The 17,219-nt window shown below is 44.4% G+C and carries 15 protein-coding genes and 3 pseudogenes; 8 read left to right on the forward strand and 10 right to left on the reverse strand.

The window, feature by feature from the left end:
• Positions 1–203: 203 nt before the first annotated feature.
• The 3 genes from GO007_RS21540 (at position 204) to GO007_RS21555 (ending at position 3,316) form a co-directional block, all read left to right on the forward strand.
• The gene (locus GO007_RS21540; RefSeq protein ID WP_095103531.1) at positions 204–413 is read left to right on the forward strand and encodes a YdgH/BhsA/McbA-like domain containing protein; all 210 of its coding nucleotides are present in this window, start codon (positions 204–206) and stop codon (positions 411–413) included.
• Between the two features lie 844 nt (positions 414–1,257).
• Complete coding sequence (locus GO007_RS21550; protein ID WP_095103597.1) at positions 1,258–2,598, forward strand: site-specific integrase; 1,341 nt, start codon at positions 1,258–1,260, stop codon at positions 2,596–2,598.
• Positions 2,582–3,316 carry a hypothetical protein gene (locus GO007_RS21555; protein ID WP_223261811.1) on the forward strand — a complete coding sequence of 245 codons (735 nt, stop codon included), beginning with the start codon at positions 2,582–2,584 and terminating at the stop codon, positions 3,314–3,316. Before GO007_RS21550 ends, GO007_RS21555 begins: the two co-directional genes overlap by 17 nt.
• A gap of 92 nt (positions 3,317–3,408) precedes the next feature.
• Here GO007_RS21555 and GO007_RS21560 read toward each other — a convergent pair whose 3' ends face one another.
• Together GO007_RS21560 and GO007_RS21565 are read right to left on the reverse strand one after the other, a co-directional pair.
• A complete protein-coding gene (locus tag GO007_RS21560; RefSeq protein WP_095103533.1) occupies positions 3,409–3,603 on the reverse strand; it encodes an MbcA/ParS/Xre antitoxin family protein in 195 nt (64 codons plus the stop codon).
• Positions 3,587–3,919 carry a helix-turn-helix domain-containing protein gene (locus GO007_RS21565; protein WP_095103535.1) on the reverse strand — a complete coding sequence of 111 codons (333 nt, stop codon included), beginning with the start codon at positions 3,917–3,919 and terminating at the stop codon, positions 3,587–3,589. Before GO007_RS21565 ends, GO007_RS21560 begins: the two co-directional genes overlap by 17 nt.
• 97 nt (positions 3,920–4,016) lie before the next feature.
• Between GO007_RS21565 and GO007_RS21570 the strand changes: the two genes are divergently transcribed.
• Entirely contained in the window at positions 4,017–4,577 is a 561-nt protein-coding gene (locus GO007_RS21570) for a hypothetical protein (RefSeq protein WP_095103537.1), read from the forward strand.
• A gap of 304 nt (positions 4,578–4,881) precedes the next feature.
• On the forward strand, positions 4,882–5,178 hold the full coding sequence (locus GO007_RS21575) for a helix-turn-helix domain-containing protein (RefSeq protein WP_095103539.1): 297 nt from the start codon (positions 4,882–4,884) through the stop codon (positions 5,176–5,178).
• 51 nt (positions 5,179–5,229) lie between these two features.
• Here GO007_RS21575 and GO007_RS21580 read toward each other — a convergent pair.
• The 4 genes and pseudogenes from GO007_RS21580 to GO007_RS21595 form a co-directional block, all read right to left on the reverse strand.
• A pseudogene (locus GO007_RS21580) lies at positions 5,230–5,463 on the reverse strand (IS3 family transposase); the annotation flags it as partial.
• Positions 5,456–6,106 (reverse strand): retron Ec78 anti-phage system effector HNH endonuclease PtuB, encoded by a 651-nt coding sequence (gene ptuB / locus GO007_RS21585; RefSeq protein WP_095103541.1) that lies wholly within the window; start codon positions 6,104–6,106, stop codon positions 5,456–5,458. The gene ptuB and the pseudogene GO007_RS21580, both read right to left, overlap by 8 nt.
• Positions 6,107–6,108: 2 nt before the next feature.
• A complete protein-coding gene (gene ptuA / locus GO007_RS21590) occupies positions 6,109–7,761 on the reverse strand; it encodes a retron Ec78 anti-phage system effector ATPase PtuA (RefSeq protein WP_095103543.1) in 1,653 nt (550 codons plus the stop codon).
• Positions 7,758–8,693, reverse strand: coding sequence for a retron St85 family RNA-directed DNA polymerase (locus GO007_RS21595; protein ID WP_095103545.1), 936 nt, complete (start codon positions 8,691–8,693; stop codon positions 7,758–7,760). Before GO007_RS21595 ends, ptuA begins: the two co-directional genes overlap by 4 nt.
• 277 nt (positions 8,694–8,970) lie before the next feature.
• Here GO007_RS21595 and GO007_RS21600 point away from each other — a divergent pair.
• Positions 8,971–9,275: pseudogene (locus tag GO007_RS21600) on the forward strand (integrase core domain-containing protein); the annotation flags it as partial.
• A gap of 107 nt (positions 9,276–9,382) precedes the next feature.
• Here the strand turns inward: GO007_RS21600 and GO007_RS21605 are convergent.
• The 4 genes and pseudogenes from GO007_RS21605 to GO007_RS21625 all read right to left on the reverse strand — a co-directional run bounded on the left by GO007_RS21605 (position 9,383) and on the right by GO007_RS21625 (position 14,493).
• Complete coding sequence (locus tag GO007_RS21605) at positions 9,383–11,329, reverse strand: patatin-like phospholipase family protein (RefSeq protein WP_095103547.1); 1,947 nt, start codon at positions 11,327–11,329, stop codon at positions 9,383–9,385.
• A gap of 9 nt (positions 11,330–11,338) precedes the next feature.
• Entirely contained in the window at positions 11,339–12,121 is a 783-nt protein-coding gene (locus tag GO007_RS21610) for a hypothetical protein (RefSeq protein WP_095103549.1), read from the reverse strand.
• Positions 12,122–12,222: 101 nt separating this feature from the next.
• Positions 12,223–12,324, reverse strand: a pseudogene (locus GO007_RS29745) (integrase core domain-containing protein); the annotation flags it as partial.
• A 1,158-nt stretch (positions 12,325–13,482) separates the two neighbouring features.
• Entirely contained in the window at positions 13,483–14,493 is a 1,011-nt protein-coding gene (locus GO007_RS21625; protein WP_095103599.1) for a LacI family DNA-binding transcriptional regulator, read from the reverse strand.
• A gap of 202 nt (positions 14,494–14,695) precedes the next feature.
• Between GO007_RS21625 and GO007_RS21630 the strand changes: the two genes are divergently transcribed.
• Positions 14,696–15,820 (forward strand): aryl-sulfate sulfotransferase, encoded by a 1,125-nt coding sequence (locus GO007_RS21630; RefSeq protein WP_095103551.1) that lies wholly within the window; start codon positions 14,696–14,698, stop codon positions 15,818–15,820.
• A 56-nt stretch (positions 15,821–15,876) separates the two neighbouring features.
• Positions 15,877–17,202, forward strand: a complete 1,326-nt coding sequence (locus GO007_RS21635; protein ID WP_095103553.1) for a uracil-xanthine permease family protein — start codon at positions 15,877–15,879, stop codon at positions 17,200–17,202.
• The last annotated feature ends 17 nt before the right edge of the window (positions 17,203–17,219 follow it).

Raw genomic sequence — 17,219 nt, forward strand, 5'->3', positions numbered from 1 at the left:
GGCATGGAGGTGCAAAAATACGGCGCAGCAAAAGCAGACAGGTTGATAAAGAAACAGTGGAGAAGGGCGTGCGAAATTCATTCTGTTTTTTTGAATAACATCCACAAATTGTTTCGATTTTAATCACTCTATGGTCGTCTTATCATTTATCACATCAGGTCAACATCGCCCAATACTGAACAAATGACTTAAGGAATACGACCATGAAATCCATCAAAACTTTAGTTGTAGTTTCTGCTTTTTCCATGATGTCTTTCGGCGCTTTTGCCCAGAGCGTGACCGCCACGGCATCAACGATTGACAGCGCTGAAGCACAGATCGCCGCACAGGCAAAACAGAGCGGTACGTCGTACAAAATTACCGAGGCCAGCTTCAATAACGGCGTTCATATGACGGCGGAACTGACCAAATAATCGAGGGAACTACCGGACTGGTCGCCGTAAGAGTAAGACCGCAGGCGTTGTTCTTAATCTTATTAAAGCCCCTGAAGGGGCTTTTTTTGTCCTCAGAGCCCGGTTTTTATCATGAGACGTCTGAGCGTTTCCTTACCAATGACAATGCCGTGATTTTCAGCCAGCTTTTCTCGCGCCAGTGTGGGGCCAAAATCTGAGTAACGTTCCAGAATGATACTCAGCGCCAGTTAGGTCAGTGATTCGGGCAACAGGCGATTGAGCGATTACCAGCGCGGCCGCGACTTTGGTTATTCATTCCAGGCGGCCCGCATTGATGGTAGCGTTGCAGCAGCCGGTTGCAATGGCGCGGCGTGATACCGGAGCATTTTCGCTGCCTGACCAGGACGTGAGCTGCGATTGATAACATCGTGAAGTGAAGGATTTTGAGGCAGTTGATTTCTTTCACGGAGAAAACCTCGGCATCAGGTATAGCCATAGAAAATGCCTCATCAGGAAAAGTGAGTCGTTGACCAGACATACAGGTTTGAAAACTATAGCCAGGTATTCCTATATAGATATAGAGAAAGAGAGTTACGCCAGTTAGCCGCAAACAGACTTAGCATTGAGCCCCTACAACTTAGGTGCGCATAATGTATATTATGTTAAATTTCCTACGAAGTTCCTTTACTTCACCATTCACATCCACACACAGATAAATCAATACGTTGTGATTTCTGACTTCTCTCCCGTTTCTTTCGTTATGTTCATAGTACATTCTCTTCATATCCATGTTAATCATAAGGTCAAAGCTGTGTATTCACTAAATCAGTTGGTTATCTCGGGTTACAAACGGCAATGGATCCTGATGGACATGGAAAGCTGTCTGCCATTGTTGTATCCCCTCAGATACCACATTGACCATCTGGCTCACCGCTCCTTGTCCACACAGTCAGCTTCGCTTCAGTCTGTGAAGTTTTTTTACGAATTCTGGAAGCAAAAGTATGGCGTCACGTTTTGCTATAGCTTCTTTTCATCTAACCACAATCCAGACATTGCTGTCGGGGAAATGCCATCATTTTTGCTGTACCTTGAAAATGGTCGGGGCGTCCAGTCAAATGTTTTGTCATTATCACGAGTCCCAGGATCCAGTTGCTCAACTCAAGCAGCCAGAGTTCGTGCAGTGATTCATTTTATTTCTTTTTTGATTAGCACTTACATATCACCCGCGTACCGGGATGACTCTCCCAAAGCGTTATCACTTTTGGCTTCACGATTACACACCCGTTTGCGGCTTTGCCGGGACAATTATCGAACGCTGACACCAAACAAATCTTCGCTACGCAGTTACAACAGCCTGGGATTTCAGAGTTTGTCTGGCCCAATGGTGGTCAGCCTGTATGGGATTATAGCCCCCTCTTCTACCCAAAAACACAACCCGCTAAACCCCTTCTCTTCCGGGCATCTTCAGTTCCGCAATTTTTTGATTATTCGACTGTTATTAAATTATGGTTTACGAATAGGTGAGTTATTGTTGTTAGAGTGCAGTTCTATTAAACCAAATATAAAAGGTGATAAGTTTAGTTTGATCGTGACAACTGTCGAAGAGGGATTCGATCCTAGAAAAAATGCGCCAGCTCTCAAAAATTCATGGGCAAATCGTGTGCTGGAACTCGATAAGCAGGATTATATTTTTCTGAGCATCTATGTAGGAAAAATCCGACCAAAAACTGTTAAGCATGATTTCATCTTTATATCGAGTCAGCGGTCAGGCAAACCATTGTCATACACATCTGTTCATTCTATTTTTTTGAAAGTTGATAAGGTCTTTACTGACAAGTACCCTGAGTACAAATCGCCCTTGTACTATGACTCGTTGCAACGATTGACACCACACACAACCCGACATACCTGGGCCTTTTTGACATTACAAAAGATATGGCATTCAAAATACTTGAGAAATCAGTTAAACAGAAAACACTTTATTGCTGGCGCACCTTCTCTCTCAGGGTTAATGGAAGAAGCTAAAGATGAGCTACGACTGATGGGAGGGTGGAGTCCGACAAGTCAAATGCCTGATCTATATGCAAAACGTTTTCTTTCTGAGCAGGCTAATTCAGCCAATATACAACGTATTACTCAAGACAATGCTGCTCTGGATGATACGTTAAATACCATAATAGATGAATATAATGATGACTTCATTTGAAAATGCGCTAAAGTCTGATGAAGAGATTTTAACTTATCCTCCCGATTTGGCTCAATCTATCCTTGCTCTTGATATTCCTGAGCGAATTTATCTGAAAACAGCAATGGAGTTTGATGATAGATACATAATTAATAAAGAAAATAAATGGGCTTTCGATTATGCAGGTAGCCGTCGGTATCTTGTTTTCAATCAAGACGATATTACAAATAAATTAAATAAATACATCTGTTTCAAATATGCTTCGACGAGGTTTCCAACACTTCTTCCATTGCTCCTGCTTGACTGGAAACATGCGATTGATTACTGCAAAAAGAATTGCATATTTTCATTTTCTATACTTCGTAGTTACCTGGAAAGCGACAGTGTCAACAGAAGAGCTTTTTATTCCGTTATGTTTGGACTTAAAATTCTTTGTGCTGAAGAATTTCCGGGTTTCAACCTCGAAGAATACGAAGATCTTGAGTTAATCCCTCGACCGTATCTCGATCATTGGGGAGTTTATCAGGAAATCGATAATGTTCTTGATCCTCTTGAAAAAAACATGATCAGCAATGGACTGTTTGAAATGGCTTCGTTGTTACGCCATGGCAAAAGTTTCGGTCAAAGCGAAGTGCGAAACGCAGCTATCCTTGGCCTGGCTTATGTAACAGGAGCGCGCCCTGTACAGCTCGCCAGGCTGGCTGTCAAAGATGTTCGTATCAATCGTGAAAGCAGTTAAAATTAATACAGTCATCCCGGTAGAACATTTTCTGGCTCCACATCTGATTACGGAGTTACACGACCAGAAAAAGAATCAATGAGCTAAGATAATTAAGAGTAGACACCATGTTCTATACGCAAAATGAGCGTGGCAACCATCAACGCCCCCTCTTCTGAATCCATTATCTCTGATGGAGGCTTCCACTGTAATGCCCTGTTTGGTTCGTTAAACCAGTTTAACGCTGCACTTTCATTGCCTTCAAAAAGTTCAGTAGCCTTTTGTATAACATCATTTTTTGTCAGCATGTTTTAAACCTGAAGACATTTTGAGTGCTTCGATAAGGTTACTTCGCTCTTCCTCTGTCATCCGGGATATGAGTAATGCAAGTTCTGCTGTTGTCTGATCATCACAAAAAAAGTAGTTCAACGGCACGTTTAACTCTGCCGCCATCCGTCGAAGTGTATCAATATCGGGGACATGGCGTCCTTTCTCATAATGATTCATACGACTGCTAGCCGATGCGGGATCAAAGCCAACAAGGAGACCCAGAGAGCGCTGTGATAATCCCGCCCTGCATCTCGCTTCCTTAAGTCGTTCTGGTATCGGATTTTTTTCAGACACTGATTCATCTTCATTTGCCTCGGGTGCTTAGATTGTCTAAGTATCTGCCATTGTTGTATACTTAGCAATCCTAAGTTAACAGCCTTGTTTTAGTCATATGAATAGTCGAGTAACCAACCCTGATTCGTACATATTTTCTGCAATCATCTATATTGGCAAAGATACCTTCACGAGTAACGATGTAGCAAAAATTCTTATCGAGCGATTTTCATTTCCGAAAACGTATTTAAAAGCTAAAGCTTTTACTTATAATCAAATTCAACATTTGGTCAGGAAAGGATTATTAAACAAGGTAAGAAAAACAGGGGTATATCAATATTTATATTCAACCACATCTGAATTCAATGTCGCAATCGAACACGTGGAGTTAATTGAGGCAACCCCCGGGACTTCCTGTCAACTTGTTTCAAGTGCTATCAACCATGAACACAGCAATGTAAACATCCAAATAAAATCTCTTATTGAAAAATACAGCAGTGAGTTGGCAAAAGTATCAGGAGCAAAGGAGATTTATGAAGAATTGATAATTGCTGTGCCGAGCAGGGAGAATGAATTCAGAAAGCTTTCTCTCGAGCAAGAGAAAAAACATATTAAGATAAATGAAAAAATAAATACGTTGATTGGAATTGTTAATAACACTATTGCAGTCAGGCAATGAGTTTTAGAAAGGATTTTAATTTTAATCGATTCATGAAAAAGAGAGGGCAAAGCCGAGTCCGCCCTCTCCCTTCATGCACTGACAAGCCTCATTAAAATGAGAATAACAGCGCGCACCACTATATGCTAGACATCATGAATATAATCTCAGTCAGTCCCAGATGCAACATTTAAAATTTCAATGCTGCAAACTAAACAATGTGTTCATCCTTACACCCTGTAGGTTGTAAAGTAATAAAACACCCTACAGGCTGTTTTTACTCAGAGTGAACTTATTTTGAAGTAATCGACATGGCCACCTACTTATGGATACTGTTTTTCCAGTTAGACTTCTTAGCCAGTTACGCCCACTTTTAATTGGTTTTCGTAAATCAAAAGGATTAACTCAAAGAGAATTATCTGCCAGGTTGGGTGTAACTCAGCAGACTTATGCTCGCCTTGAGTCAAATCCTTCAAAAGCAAGTTTTGAGCGTCTATACAAAGTGTTAAATATTTTAGGGGTGAAAATTTCGCTTAGTTCTGTACTACGTTCAACTTATACAAAGCCTGCAAATTTTGTAGAAAATGAGTTTGATTCACCGGTAAGGCGTGAAGAATGGTGATAGAAGCCAGGCTATTTGGACTGACCCCACACCCGTAGACATATCCTGTCCTCACGACGAGGCCTGTTCAAAGGCCTCCGGACTGACGCCGCCGAGATGACTATGACGCCGGGCCCGGTTGTAGAACACTTCTGTGTAATCGATGATATCAGCCCGGGCCAGATCCCGGGTTTTATAGATGCGCTTTCTGATACGCTCCTTTTTCAGTGAACTGAAGAACGACTCTGCCACAACATTATCCCAGACGTTGCCACGCTGGCTCATACTGGGAGCAAGGTTATGCGAACTCTTGGTTGAAAGTCCAGGCATGTTTTAGCGCCGTTTTAAATTCATCAGACTCTATCTTTTCGAGCTCATCTCTGAGCATTTCATTCCAGTCATCTTCGTCAAACTCTTCGAGTAGAGAATACAAATATTCGACATTAGGCATGATTGCTTGCACTGCAGTTCTGCGACTGCCAAGCAACTTTATGTCACCGTTCAGGTTAAAAACACGGATAGTTTCTTGCGCTTTTTTAAGCGCTCTCCCCGTGAGTCCGGTAGCCGGTACTACCTCTCCAGTAGTGAGAAATAGCAGGTAGTCGTCAGGGTTTTCTTCATCAGGTTTTATAAGATCATCAGCATTGTAGGCGTCAGCACTATTGTCCTTATATATACCGCAACGTGACCACCCGCCACTTTTTCTTGAATCGCCACAAGAACCAAACAGGTTATTCCAGATAAACGTCAGAGCAGGAAACTTTCCCCTTGGCCTGAAATGCTCAATATGACATCTGTTCAACCGGCACTCACAATAGGCACAAAATCCACCCTGCATTTCAGTTAATTTCGGCCATACCGCAGACTGATCTATCTCCATCCAGTCATTTTGACCGGCTGTATACTGATCCAGAATCTCCGGCCTTTCCAGCCGAGCTAACTCTTTCATTCCTATTTTCCCTTCTCGGCCCTTATCTTGTTTATTTTATTCTTCATCTTATTAATGCGAATAAGGCTGTCTGCTTTCTTCAACTCAGCACTATCGATGCCAAAGTGCTCCTTTATTTGGTCGTAAAGCACTTGAGACTGGTTATCAAGCTCTCCTGAATTATCTAAAAGCAATAGTTCAAAATTACCTAACCAATGAGATTCCGCAATACCAGGCGGTGTAGGATGTACGTTCATTACCTGCTCAAGAATTTGAGCATTCTCACTTCCCTTTGTTTGCATATCGGGAGAATCAAGGAATGATTGGTCGCCATCATTGTGGGGATCAAACTCACGAATACAGCGTTTCTCAATAGTAGAAAGAACAATGGGACTGTGTGTTGTAATAATAAATTGAATGTTAGGGAATGCACTGCGCAGGTTCAGGATAACTTCCTGCTGCCACTTAGGATGAAGGTGAAGTTCTATTTCATCAATTAAAACAATGCCACGTCCCTCTAATGGATTTTCCAGTAGGGGATTCAGCATAACCATTCTTCGCGCAAGATCGGCCACCAACGACAGAAATACACGCTGCCCGTCAGACAATTGGTCAATAGTGACATCATGACCATCATTGGTAACTTTGACTAAATCAGAACCCGTTATCATTTCAACCCATATATTGCTGATACTAGGGACAACCGAGCAGATTGCTTTCTCAACAATACTTTTTTGAACAGACTCAGTTAACATTTTCGAGGAAACCGCAGCATCATTTCTTTCTGTAGCTTCACTAAGCTTTACCTTCATCTGTTCCAGAAGTGATTTTACCGAAACCATACCGCCATCAACGGAACGCTGTAAGTCATTAACCTGTTGTTCAAGTTCTTTAATTGAACTTGAGATATCTGATACAGTACGCTTATGCAGGTAAATGTACCACTCAACGAAATGATCGAAACGACCTGCGCCACCGAGCGCTTGACTATAGGCATCAAAACGCTCTTCTCTGCGTCCGGTATTATCTTTTGTGTTGCGGTTAAAGGGTTGCGATCGCTCAACGTTGTAAAGAGCAAACGTCGGCAAGTTGATCGTCTTCACCTCATTGATGACTCGCCATATATCAGCTAAATCCCTGGCAGGTTTAACCTCGCTGTCCCGCCTTTCCGCTGTACCAAGGGCTGAGCGTGACAATCTAATCGGCACACTCTTAAGTCCTTTGCCAAAGAAGAAAGTGCTACTGACATCTGAATACCTGTCTTCAGCGTCATTTTTTATGTCAGTCAGTTCGCTTAACCTTTGTCCACTACCGCCTTCCTTCAGGATGTTCGCGACGAACCAACTCAGCGTTTTTGCGATCGCATATAAGATGCTTGTCTTCCCTTTACCATTGTTGCCAATAATGACTGTCAGATCTTCTTCGAGTTTGATTTCCAGAAGAGAGAAACGGCGAAAGTCCTTTAACGTCAGTCGGCGAAGATAGAACGCATTCTCTGGACGAAATGTTCCTGACTCATCAACATGTCCATCCTGAATGTAATCCCTGCAGATTTCGAACCACTCATCCACCAACATTTCACCCAGACCAGGCACTTCATCAGTATTATGTTGGTAAAGTTCGAATGCTGACAGTAAATTTCCACCCTTTGCTTTTCTTTGATATTGTTTGGTCATCTCTGTCCTCTCAGGCGCTCCATGAGTTCTAATGAGTATTTTTCGTTCATCCGTATGATGAACCCGGGCTCAATATGGTTGGCAAATGCTAACAGCCCGGTCAGATAAGCTTTATCCTCATTATCAAGGAGTCCATACTTATACTGGTTAATCAGATGCTTGATAAATCTTTTTCTATCGCGCCCTAGTGACAGTGTTTCTTCATTATTTATTGTTACACCAGTCACATGCCGGTTATGTGCTTTTGATGAGAAAACCGTTTTGCTGTGATTAAGTCTGAGCGCGCTTCCGAATAAATCCTTCAGTAACGCCTCAAGTATTGAAGGAACTGCTTTCAGTACATCAGGGATATTAGACGAGAACGTGAGGTCATCTGCATAGCGTGTGTATGTTATCTCCACCTTCTTACAAGCCGCATGAATTCGATTATCGAACTCATACATACAGAAATTGGATATGACTGGTGAAGAAGGCGCACCAACACTCAATATCAATTTGGTTTTGCGAAGCTTTATCGGTTGCCAGAAAAGGATCTTTTCAATAAAAAGCTTATCCTGAGGTTCAAATTGAGGTGTCTGCACAGATGACATTTCAATGCACCGCCAAAAAATTGCCGGTGTAATTGAGTTAAAAAAATTCTCCAGATCCGCCTTCAGGAGATACTGGTTGCCAGCATGTGCTGCAGCATTATCACGAATTCCCTTCCCTTTCATATAGGCCATTGAAGCATCATGAACAGGGAAGCTATAGAGCTGAACAAAGGCTCGTTGGATATCTTTTAGCCCTTTGGCTGGCTGGGCAATGACTCTAAATCCCGTCGTACGCTTAGGGATTTTGTAAACTTTGTACTTTCTCGGGGCGGTCACAAGAAAGGCGCTGATATCAGAGTCACTTTGACGTAAAACCGAAGCTAATCCACGAATAACAGACATAACAGTACCTGAAAATGGCCCGGCGCATTTGCGCCGGGCTTCACTCTTTACTAGAGGAAGCGAAAGTGTCGCAACCCGAGAGAGGAACGATCTCGGGTTGCGACACTTTCGCAACCCTTAATACGTTCAATAAGTTAGAGTCTGGCTAATCACCCGACTAGACGTAACCGTCCAACGCTAAAGAGTATTGAAAGCTTATCGCAAACAGCCATACTTAACAACTCGGCATGACCGGCCCATGAAGGAAGCTAACCGACTGTCACTTCAGAATTTATAGACAAGCAGACAGTTCCGGCAGTCACTGCGGCGGTATCGGACAGACAGAGTATGAGTCGGCGTGGAAACTGCTGGGATAACAGTCCAATGGAACGCTTCTTCCGGAGTCTGAAGAACGAATGGGTGCCAGTGATGGGTTACGTAAGCTTCAGCGATGCAACTCACGCCATAACGAACTATATCGTTGGATATTACAGCGCGCTCAGACCGCATGAATATAACGGTGGGTTACCACCAAACGAATCGGAAAACCGATACTGGAAAAACTCTAAAACTGGCCACCGTGTTAGAGTTTTTCCAGAATAGCTAGTGCTGCCGAAGATACTCAAAAGAAACATCATTTACCGTTGATCGCACGGCAACATATCATCAGTCATTCTCCCTCCAAATAATTCGGCCATTATCATAGCATTCTAATCTTCAGGTGGATAAGGGTGAACAGCTTTCTCAATATGACGAAATTTACTTTTATCACTTTGCTGATAATTTTGTGCAAATGTTTGAGTAAGCGATGTTATACGCAGTTTGCTTAGAGGGTTAGACCGTGGTGAAGGTAATGCATCATAAACATCCTCAATTATAACCGCCTTGATAGTCTTAATTCCTTTGGTGTAATAATAGAATAACCTTGCGTTCCCTTCAATCACATAATATTTATCATGGATCTTCTCTAAAATCGGTGGCGTAATAATAGAAGTCGCCCCATCGTTCAACTGGACTTTAAGTAACTCCTGAATATCAGCGCCAGATTTAGTTATATCATCCATTAGGCTTTTGATTTGTGAGACCTTATATTCCTTCACTGAATCTGACATTGTATAAATCTGGTCACTCACATCAAGCCTTTCTATCGTAAATTTAGCACGTTTATATTGGCGAACATTTCTAAGCCTGGTGAAAAACTCCATGTCTGAACATTGAGTATATGTAAGTACATTTAATTTTTTTTCTAAGTTAAGCGATAAGGAATCGATTTTTTCTCTTAAGAGATCAATTATTGGTGCATCTGAGTAATAGCTATATATCTTGACTTTTTCATCTCTATAAATATCATTGCTATCTTTGGTGGTTGTAAGAACTGCAGTACTATGCTCTTCAAATGGTGAAAAGAAAAATCCATTAAATGGTAACTTATCTAAACAAACAATCTCTACGCCTAATTTATCAAGTAAATAATGAAATCTTTCTTCTTTTTCCTCTATTTTATTTAAGGTTAAACATTTTACTTGAATACCTCTCTTAAGCGCAATGAATATAGTTGGAAATAAAAAGTCCAACCAAGAAAAAGACACCCCAGAAAATATGAAATTATCATGGCAATCTCTTATTTGTTGCATTAGCAAGAGCATCTTCTCATCAAATCCTTGAGATACAGCATTTTGATTCCCTTGTTTTATTAAAGCTCTTTCATTCGCAATGAATTCACGTACTGCATCACCTCCCGCTCGATATAGCATACTCTTTGACTCAGATGTTATTTTTGCAAAATCAGTGGAACCAATCTCACCCGTATCTATTAAAATATTGTATATTGATGTTTGTAATGTTTTTTGAACCTCAGTAGCGCCAGATACAACGGCATTTGATAATTTTTCAAAGTATTCAATTATATTATTGGGCTTTTGCTCCGAGCTACTCTCTTGTACTAATCTAAAGTTTATTATATTTGGTCTTTTGGTATATGAAGACATCCCTTCCAGCAATTTAGAAAAGACAAATGATGGTAAATTGCTGACAACACCTCCGTCAACTAATATAGAGTTTTTTTCGGAAATTGCCTGAAAAAAAAATGGGATACTGCATGAACATCTTACTGCATATGATACACTTTCCTCAGGAGTTGATTCAATAGACCAAATCTGTGGCAAACCATTGGAAAGATTCGTCGCAACTAAATGTAACGGTATTTTTAGTTCTTTAAACAAGACCTTTCCAGAAATCCCTTTTTCACGTTCAGGTTGTACTAATTCTCTTAACTTTTCTTCGACCCAATCTTGTAGTTTAGATGATGAATGTACTCCAGAATAAAAAATGATATCTTTAATTGGCTTGAACTTCTTAATTGGTATATATTTAGCTAATCCAAGCAACGTATGATTGTTTTTATAAATCGCATCAATCTCTTTGGCTGGGCTTAACAAACAGTTAAGGTCAGTTTCATTTAAAATCTTCGAGATATATTCTGGGGAGCCTCCTGCTGCTATAAGTGATGCAACAATTGATCCTGCTGAAGTTCCTGCTAGTCTTTCAAATTGCACACCTGAGTCTTTTGCAGCTTGATAAGCACCTGCATGCGCAGCGCCCCTAACGCCACCGCCTTCAAACACACCCCAACAGTGAGAGAAATAACTAGTTTCCATATGTATGCCTTATTGTTTTTTAGATAGTACAGAATCAAAAATTTTCAAAGCCTTATCTTTATACTCTGAACTACAAAATTTGATGATCCCTTTTTTAACTTCATTAATGCTTTTTTCATCCTGACAATTTGCTTTAATAAAATCACTAATTGTATTAGAAATCTCAAATCCGAATCTGGCTGAAAATATAGAAGCCCTTGCTGATTGAATTAAAGGAAATGCAACTTCGTCAGCCAAGAAATCCAATTCTTTATTATCAATAGAATTCAGACAACCGTTTTCTAAAAGATATGCAATTTTTCCATTTTGGTTTGGGTAATAAATAACCGCATTAACAGTATAATCTGAAGTAATTAATAAAGATGAAAATTCATTTGCTAATTTATTTTTTTCAATTAAATATGTTTTATCTAGCTCCCATAAATCTATATGCATGGTAGGATAATCTATAAAATAACCACCAAACATATTTTTTTGTACTAAATCGGTATCAAGCATGTTTTGGGTGAGTCTACTCTTCCCTTTGCAAACAAAATCTATGTCTTTAGATTTAATGGATTGCCCCGTTCTAAGCTCAATTATTCTATCCCTTACCCATCCGCCAAAGATAACTCCTTCGAATCCCTCGTTGAAAAGATCATGAAATATTTTATGAATGAACGGGTCTTTGTTCATAAGCTGATTGAAGCACTTAGTAACATAACGCTCAGCTTCATTGTTTTTTGAAACATCAGTCGATGCAATATGAAGCTTGGAACGATCACTAGGTAAAAACTTACTGTGGATTGACATATTATCCTTCATGTTTAATTATTAGAGACCATAAAGTCATTAAAAAACCTTCCTTATGAATCAACAATAAAAAATAATCAGTAAAGGGCAGAAATAAATAGATATTTAATTTCACTCGCTTCATTCAGGGTTCTGAACAGATAAAAAACCAAAATTTCTGTCCGGTAGATCCGGTTAAAACGCTCAATAAAGGTATCATTTGTTGTTTGTGGTTCCAGATGTGCAATAGCCTGCAAAGCACCTGACAAAACGTTTTAATTCCATGTTAAGCATGGCCAAGTTAGCAATATATTTAATGTTAATAACCACAAGCTAGACAGTTACTGTATCCGACTGAATATACAGGGTTTTCTATGATACATTCGATTACGAGTCGAACCATGGGTGACTTTAATCGAATTACGGGGCAGAAAGTGTCTCAAGAGCACCCAAAGAAACACGGATGCTCCCTGATGCGAAACCATCAGTGTCGATACTGTGGCAGTTACTGAAACAGGTAAATCAGTCTATGAATGCGGCATCTCCGTTCCCGGGCAATCAACATGGCCTGACCAAAGTGGAGCAGTAATATGAGAAGTTATTTAGTTCATCCATGATTTCTTCCTATAATAGAAAACCATGATAGAGCCCTCTTACCCGACAAATACGCCTCAGGCAGCCGAGCCAGTCGTGACAACGCTACCGCCCTCAGAAAGGGCAGTTCTGATTGGGTTTTGTGGCATATCTAAATGTTACCGTAACTCATAAATTACTCAAGAAGACAATCAGATATCCCCCTGAACATTGATGTGCTTGGTTATGCGATTAAGTTGGAAAATGGTGAAGCAGAGCAAGCTGCTAGAAAATGCTCATAAGATACGCATTTCCTTTTAGTTCATGAAGTTCTTTGGAGGTGAATTCATTTTTATATCAAAAAAACATAATTAAAACAATTGGATATGAATATTTATTTTATGAACTGGCTTTTTACTAAACATAAGTTAAATTGACTGCGAAGGTTTATGACTTCACATACAGCATGCAGGCATTGATAAATAAATACGTTGATATTTCTGACTTCCCTCTCATTTCCTCCGAGTTCATTTTCTTCATGCCGTCGTTGTATCTCCTCAGATACCATATTGATCATCTGGTCCTCTGGCAGCAAAAGCATCGGGTCACGTTTTGCCGCAGCTTCTATTCATCTGGCCACAATCTGGAATTGCTATCGGGCAAATGCCCGAATTTTCACTGTATCTTGAAAACGGCCGTGTCATTCAGCCAAACCTGTTGCTATTTACTCATGTGCAGTTAAAGCATCCCTCACCTTTTCATTGTTTAAGAAGCCGGCCATCCGCCGCTAGCGCGGCGGTTGACGACCCTTACGACAATTTGCTCGAGGCTCTGACCACCAGTTCCGGCATCTGCCCGCGGCTGCCGATCACGTTATGTCCGGCCAGCACTTCGAACAGTAGCGTGACGGCCTGACGGGCAACCTCATCAAGGTGCATGTTCACCGCCGTCAGCGGCGGCAAGGATTCCCGGGCGCGAATACCGTCATAACGGGTGGCTAAGCGCATCCGCTGCGGCATGGCGATCGCCGCATCGTGAAAAGCGCGCACGGCGCCGCTGGCAAAGGTATCAACCAGTACCAGGACGCCATTGATTTCGGGATGTTCCTGCAACATCTGACGCGCCGCCTGATAGCCAGCCGTTTCCCCTTCCTGCTCATCAAGGTAATAGATCACCGGCGCCTGCCGCCCTTCGCACCAGTGGCGATAAGCGGCCTCCGTTTCCAGCGCGGAGGTCCGCGGCGTATGCCCGACAAAGAGCGCGCAACAATCGGCGCCTTCTGTCTGCAGGTGGCTCAGCAACAGTTTCGCCGTCGCTTCCGAATGCAGATCCACCCACGGTACCGGCGTCGGTGTTCCAGGCGTGCGGCCAATAGTGATACATGGGATCCCCGCCTGTTGCAGAGCCTGCAGCTGCGGATCGTTTTCGGCGGGTTCCAGCAGAATGGCGGCATCAAAGGTCACCATGTCCAGCGGGTTCTTCCCGGGCGGGACCAGGATCAGCGCATGCTGCTTCTCCAGCGCCATAATCGCCGCCGTAAGCGCGACCTCCATCATAAAACCCAGCTTCGATGCTCCGGAAGCGATGGTCAGCGGCAAGGAAGAAAGAAGCGCAATAGTGTTAGTTTTGCCGGTACGCAGCTGGCGGGCGCGAATATTCGGCGTGTAGTTCAGTGCCTGAATCGCCTCCTCAATACGTTGCCGGGTCTCAGGTTCGACAAAACGGGTGTGATGTAACGCATTAGACACGGTGCCAGGCGATACGCCGGCAAGGCGTGCAACATCAATGAGTCTGGCGCGTTTTTTATCTTGAGCAGTCATCTGGCTGGCGTTCCCTCCCGAGAATTTACGCTCAGGGTAGCACATTTCCAGGGTATGAATTTCGGCACTATTACATAACAAAATCATATTAAAAAAGTGGCCGTTTACCGTAGCTCTCTGGCGAGCATTCCTATCTAATGTTGTTTCATTAAAACGTTTTAATGGCGTATTTTGCCAGAAAATAATCGCTTCAGGAGGCTACGTGGCACACTTATCTCAGGATCCTGCATTCACCCTCGGGCGTCGTCCGAGCGGGCTGACCTTCTCCGATATGGGGAAAAGCTTCGGCGGCTATACGCTCTTCGCCCCACAAACTGCCGAAGGCCGGGTATATCTGGTTGATGAGCGTGGAAAAGAGGCGCACCAGTGGCAGCTCCCGGTTCGTGCCGGACGCGATGCCGTGCTGCTGCCTAACGGTAACCTCGGCTATAACGGTAGCCACAGCATCTCAGCCAACCTCTATCCGGCCTGGGATCTCTGGCACGGCGGCGATTTTTATGAAGTCACTCCGGATAACGAAGTGGTCTGGCATTATGAGGATATCTTCCATCACCACGACGCGCAGTGGCTGGCGAACGGTAACCTGCTGTATACCGCGGCGGCGCCGCTGCCGGCGGAAATTGCCGCTCGCGTCACCGGCGGCGATCCGCGCCGCGATGCGCCGGACGGAGTCATACAGAGCGATATCGTCAAAGAGGTCAATCGCGACGGTGAAGTGGTATGGGAATGGCGCGCCTGGGAGCATCTGGCCCCGGAAGATTTTCCGGTTCATGAGATCTTCGACCGCCGCCACTGGCCGATGATCAACGGTCTGTCGGTCACCCGCGACGGCCTGGTGCTGATGAGCCTGCGCACCACCTCCGGGGTAATTGCCGTCAATAAAGAGACCGGCAGCAAGGTCTGGCACGTGGGGCCGGATGTCGTCGCCCAACAGCACACCCCGATTGAGATGGAAAATGGTTCGATTCTGGTGTTCGATAACGGTAACCTGCGCACCGGCGTAACCTCGCCACACTCCACGGTGCTGGAGTTCGACCCGCACACCCAGGCTATTCGCTGGCAATATCGCGATATTTTCCCGCCGGCCTTTTTCTCACCCTATATGGGCAGCGCTCAGCGCCTGGCCAACGGCAATACCTTTATCTGCGAATCCGCCTTCGGCCGCCTGTTTGAAGTGACTCCACAGGGGGAGACGGTATGGGAATACATTATTCCTTACTTCAATGAATACCCGGAGCATCTTAGCAAGGGGATCATCCCCGGTAAGCAAAACAGCGCCTTCCGCGCGCACCGCTACGCGGCCGATGCGCTACCGTGGCTGAAATAATCGCTCTTCGCCGACGCGGGTCGGCGGGGATGTTCTCACGTCTTTGGGAGGAATTTATGCCGTATTCTGACTCCGCCGTGCCGGAAAACGAAGCCTTGCCCTGGCAAACTAAGCTGCTGCTGGCCCTTCAGCATGTGCTGGTTGTGGCCGCTACGCCGATCACCGCCGTTTTTCTTATTGCCCAGGCGCTTCACTTCAGCGATGGCGTCACCACATCGCTGCTAAGCGCCACCTTTCTGATGTGCGGGCTGGGGGCCATCCTGCAAAGCCTCGGTATCGGCAGCTTCGGCGCGCGCCTGCCGTTTATTATGGTTCCGGGCGGTGCCCCTATCGCGATCTTCATCGCTATCGCTTTACAGACCAATATCCAAACGGCAATTGGTGCGGTGATCTTAACATCGCTGTTTTATTTTATTGCCCTACCCGTTTTTCGCCGTTTTCTGCACCATTTCCCGCCGTTTATTATCGGGATTATGCTGCTGCTGGTCTCCATCAACCTGATTCGCCTGTACGGCGGGCTCATTATCGGTCAGCCGGGCAGTAGCCACTTTGCGCAGCCCACGAACATTATTCTGGCGCTGGTCACCATCCTGATTACACTGATCTTCGCTCTGGCGTTCAGCGGCATCCTACGTCAGCTGTCGGTCATGTTCGGCCTGCTGGCGGGCACGCTGCTTGCAATGCTGCTGGGCAGCGCCGATTTTAGCGGCGTCAGCCACGGGCCGCTGTTCAGCCTGCCGCAGCTGTTTCCGTTCGGCTGGCCAATCTTCAATCTGTCAGCGTCGCTACCGCTGCTGATTTATGCGGTGATTTCTATGGCTGAAGCAACCGGGCAAACGATTGCCACCGCAGAGATCGTCAAATCGACACAAAACGTCCATCAGGCCATTCCCCGCACCATCCGCGGCGACGCCGTTATCTCGCTGCTGGGCGGCGTTTTCGGTACTTCGTTGATCATCACCTCCGGCGAGAATATCGGCGTGGTTCGGACCACTAACGTCAAATCACGCCACGTCACGGCGATTGCCGGATTGCTGTTAATCCTGATTGCGTTATTCTCGCCGCTGGTGCGCCTTGCCACCTGTCTGCCCGGTCCGGTGGTCTGCGGGACGGCGGTGATTGTCTTCAGCATCATCGGGGTCATCGGCATCGATATGATTGCCCGCGAGCCGCTGCACAAGCCGGGGAAAACCTATGCCTTAGCCACTGGTCTGGCGATGGGGATGCTGCCGATCCTCGTGCCTGGCCTGTACCAGAATTTCCCCGTCGGAGTGCAGATGGTGCTGGGTAACGGCATGGCGGCGGGTACCCTCACCGCGATCGTCGTCAACTCGTTATTCCTGGTGAGCGAAAAGCGGGCCGCCGTGCGCCTAAAAGGCTGAACCGATACGCCGCTTTG

Source organism: Klebsiella sp. 10-1 (assembly GCF_009758445.1).
Taxonomy (GTDB): domain Bacteria; phylum Pseudomonadota; class Gammaproteobacteria; order Enterobacterales; family Enterobacteriaceae; genus Klebsiella; species Klebsiella scottii.

Coding starts and splice junctions, on each gene's coding strand:
- GO007_RS21540 (WP_095103531.1), top strand. CDS start 204: ATGAAATCCATCAAAACTTTAGTTGTAGTTTCTGCTTTTTCCATGATG.
- GO007_RS21550 (WP_095103597.1), top strand. CDS start 1,258: ATGGACATGGAAAGCTGTCTGCCATTGTTGTATCCCCTCAGATACCAC.
- GO007_RS21555 (WP_223261811.1), top strand. CDS start 2,582: ATGATGACTTCATTTGAAAATGCGCTAAAGTCTGATGAAGAGATTTTA.
- GO007_RS21560 (WP_095103533.1), bottom strand. CDS start 3,603: ATGCTGACAAAAAATGATGTTATACAAAAGGCTACTGAACTTTTTGAA.
- GO007_RS21570 (WP_095103537.1), top strand. CDS start 4,017: ATGAATAGTCGAGTAACCAACCCTGATTCGTACATATTTTCTGCAATC.
- GO007_RS21575 (WP_095103539.1), top strand. CDS start 4,882: ATGGATACTGTTTTTCCAGTTAGACTTCTTAGCCAGTTACGCCCACTT.
- ptuB (WP_095103541.1), bottom strand. CDS start 6,106: ATGAAAGAGTTAGCTCGGCTGGAAAGGCCGGAGATTCTGGATCAGTAT.
- ptuA (WP_095103543.1), bottom strand. CDS start 7,761: ATGACCAAACAATATCAAAGAAAAGCAAAGGGTGGAAATTTACTGTCA.
- GO007_RS21595 (WP_095103545.1), bottom strand. CDS start 8,693: ATGTCTGTTATTCGTGGATTAGCTTCGGTTTTACGTCAAAGTGACTCT.
- GO007_RS21605 (WP_095103547.1), bottom strand. CDS start 11,329: ATGGAAACTAGTTATTTCTCTCACTGTTGGGGTGTGTTTGAAGGCGGT.
- GO007_RS21610 (WP_095103549.1), bottom strand. CDS start 12,121: ATGTCAATCCACAGTAAGTTTTTACCTAGTGATCGTTCCAAGCTTCAT.
- GO007_RS21625 (WP_095103599.1), bottom strand. CDS start 14,493: ATGACTGCTCAAGATAAAAAACGCGCCAGACTCATTGATGTTGCACGC.
- GO007_RS21635 (WP_095103553.1), top strand. CDS start 15,877: ATGCCGTATTCTGACTCCGCCGTGCCGGAAAACGAAGCCTTGCCCTGG.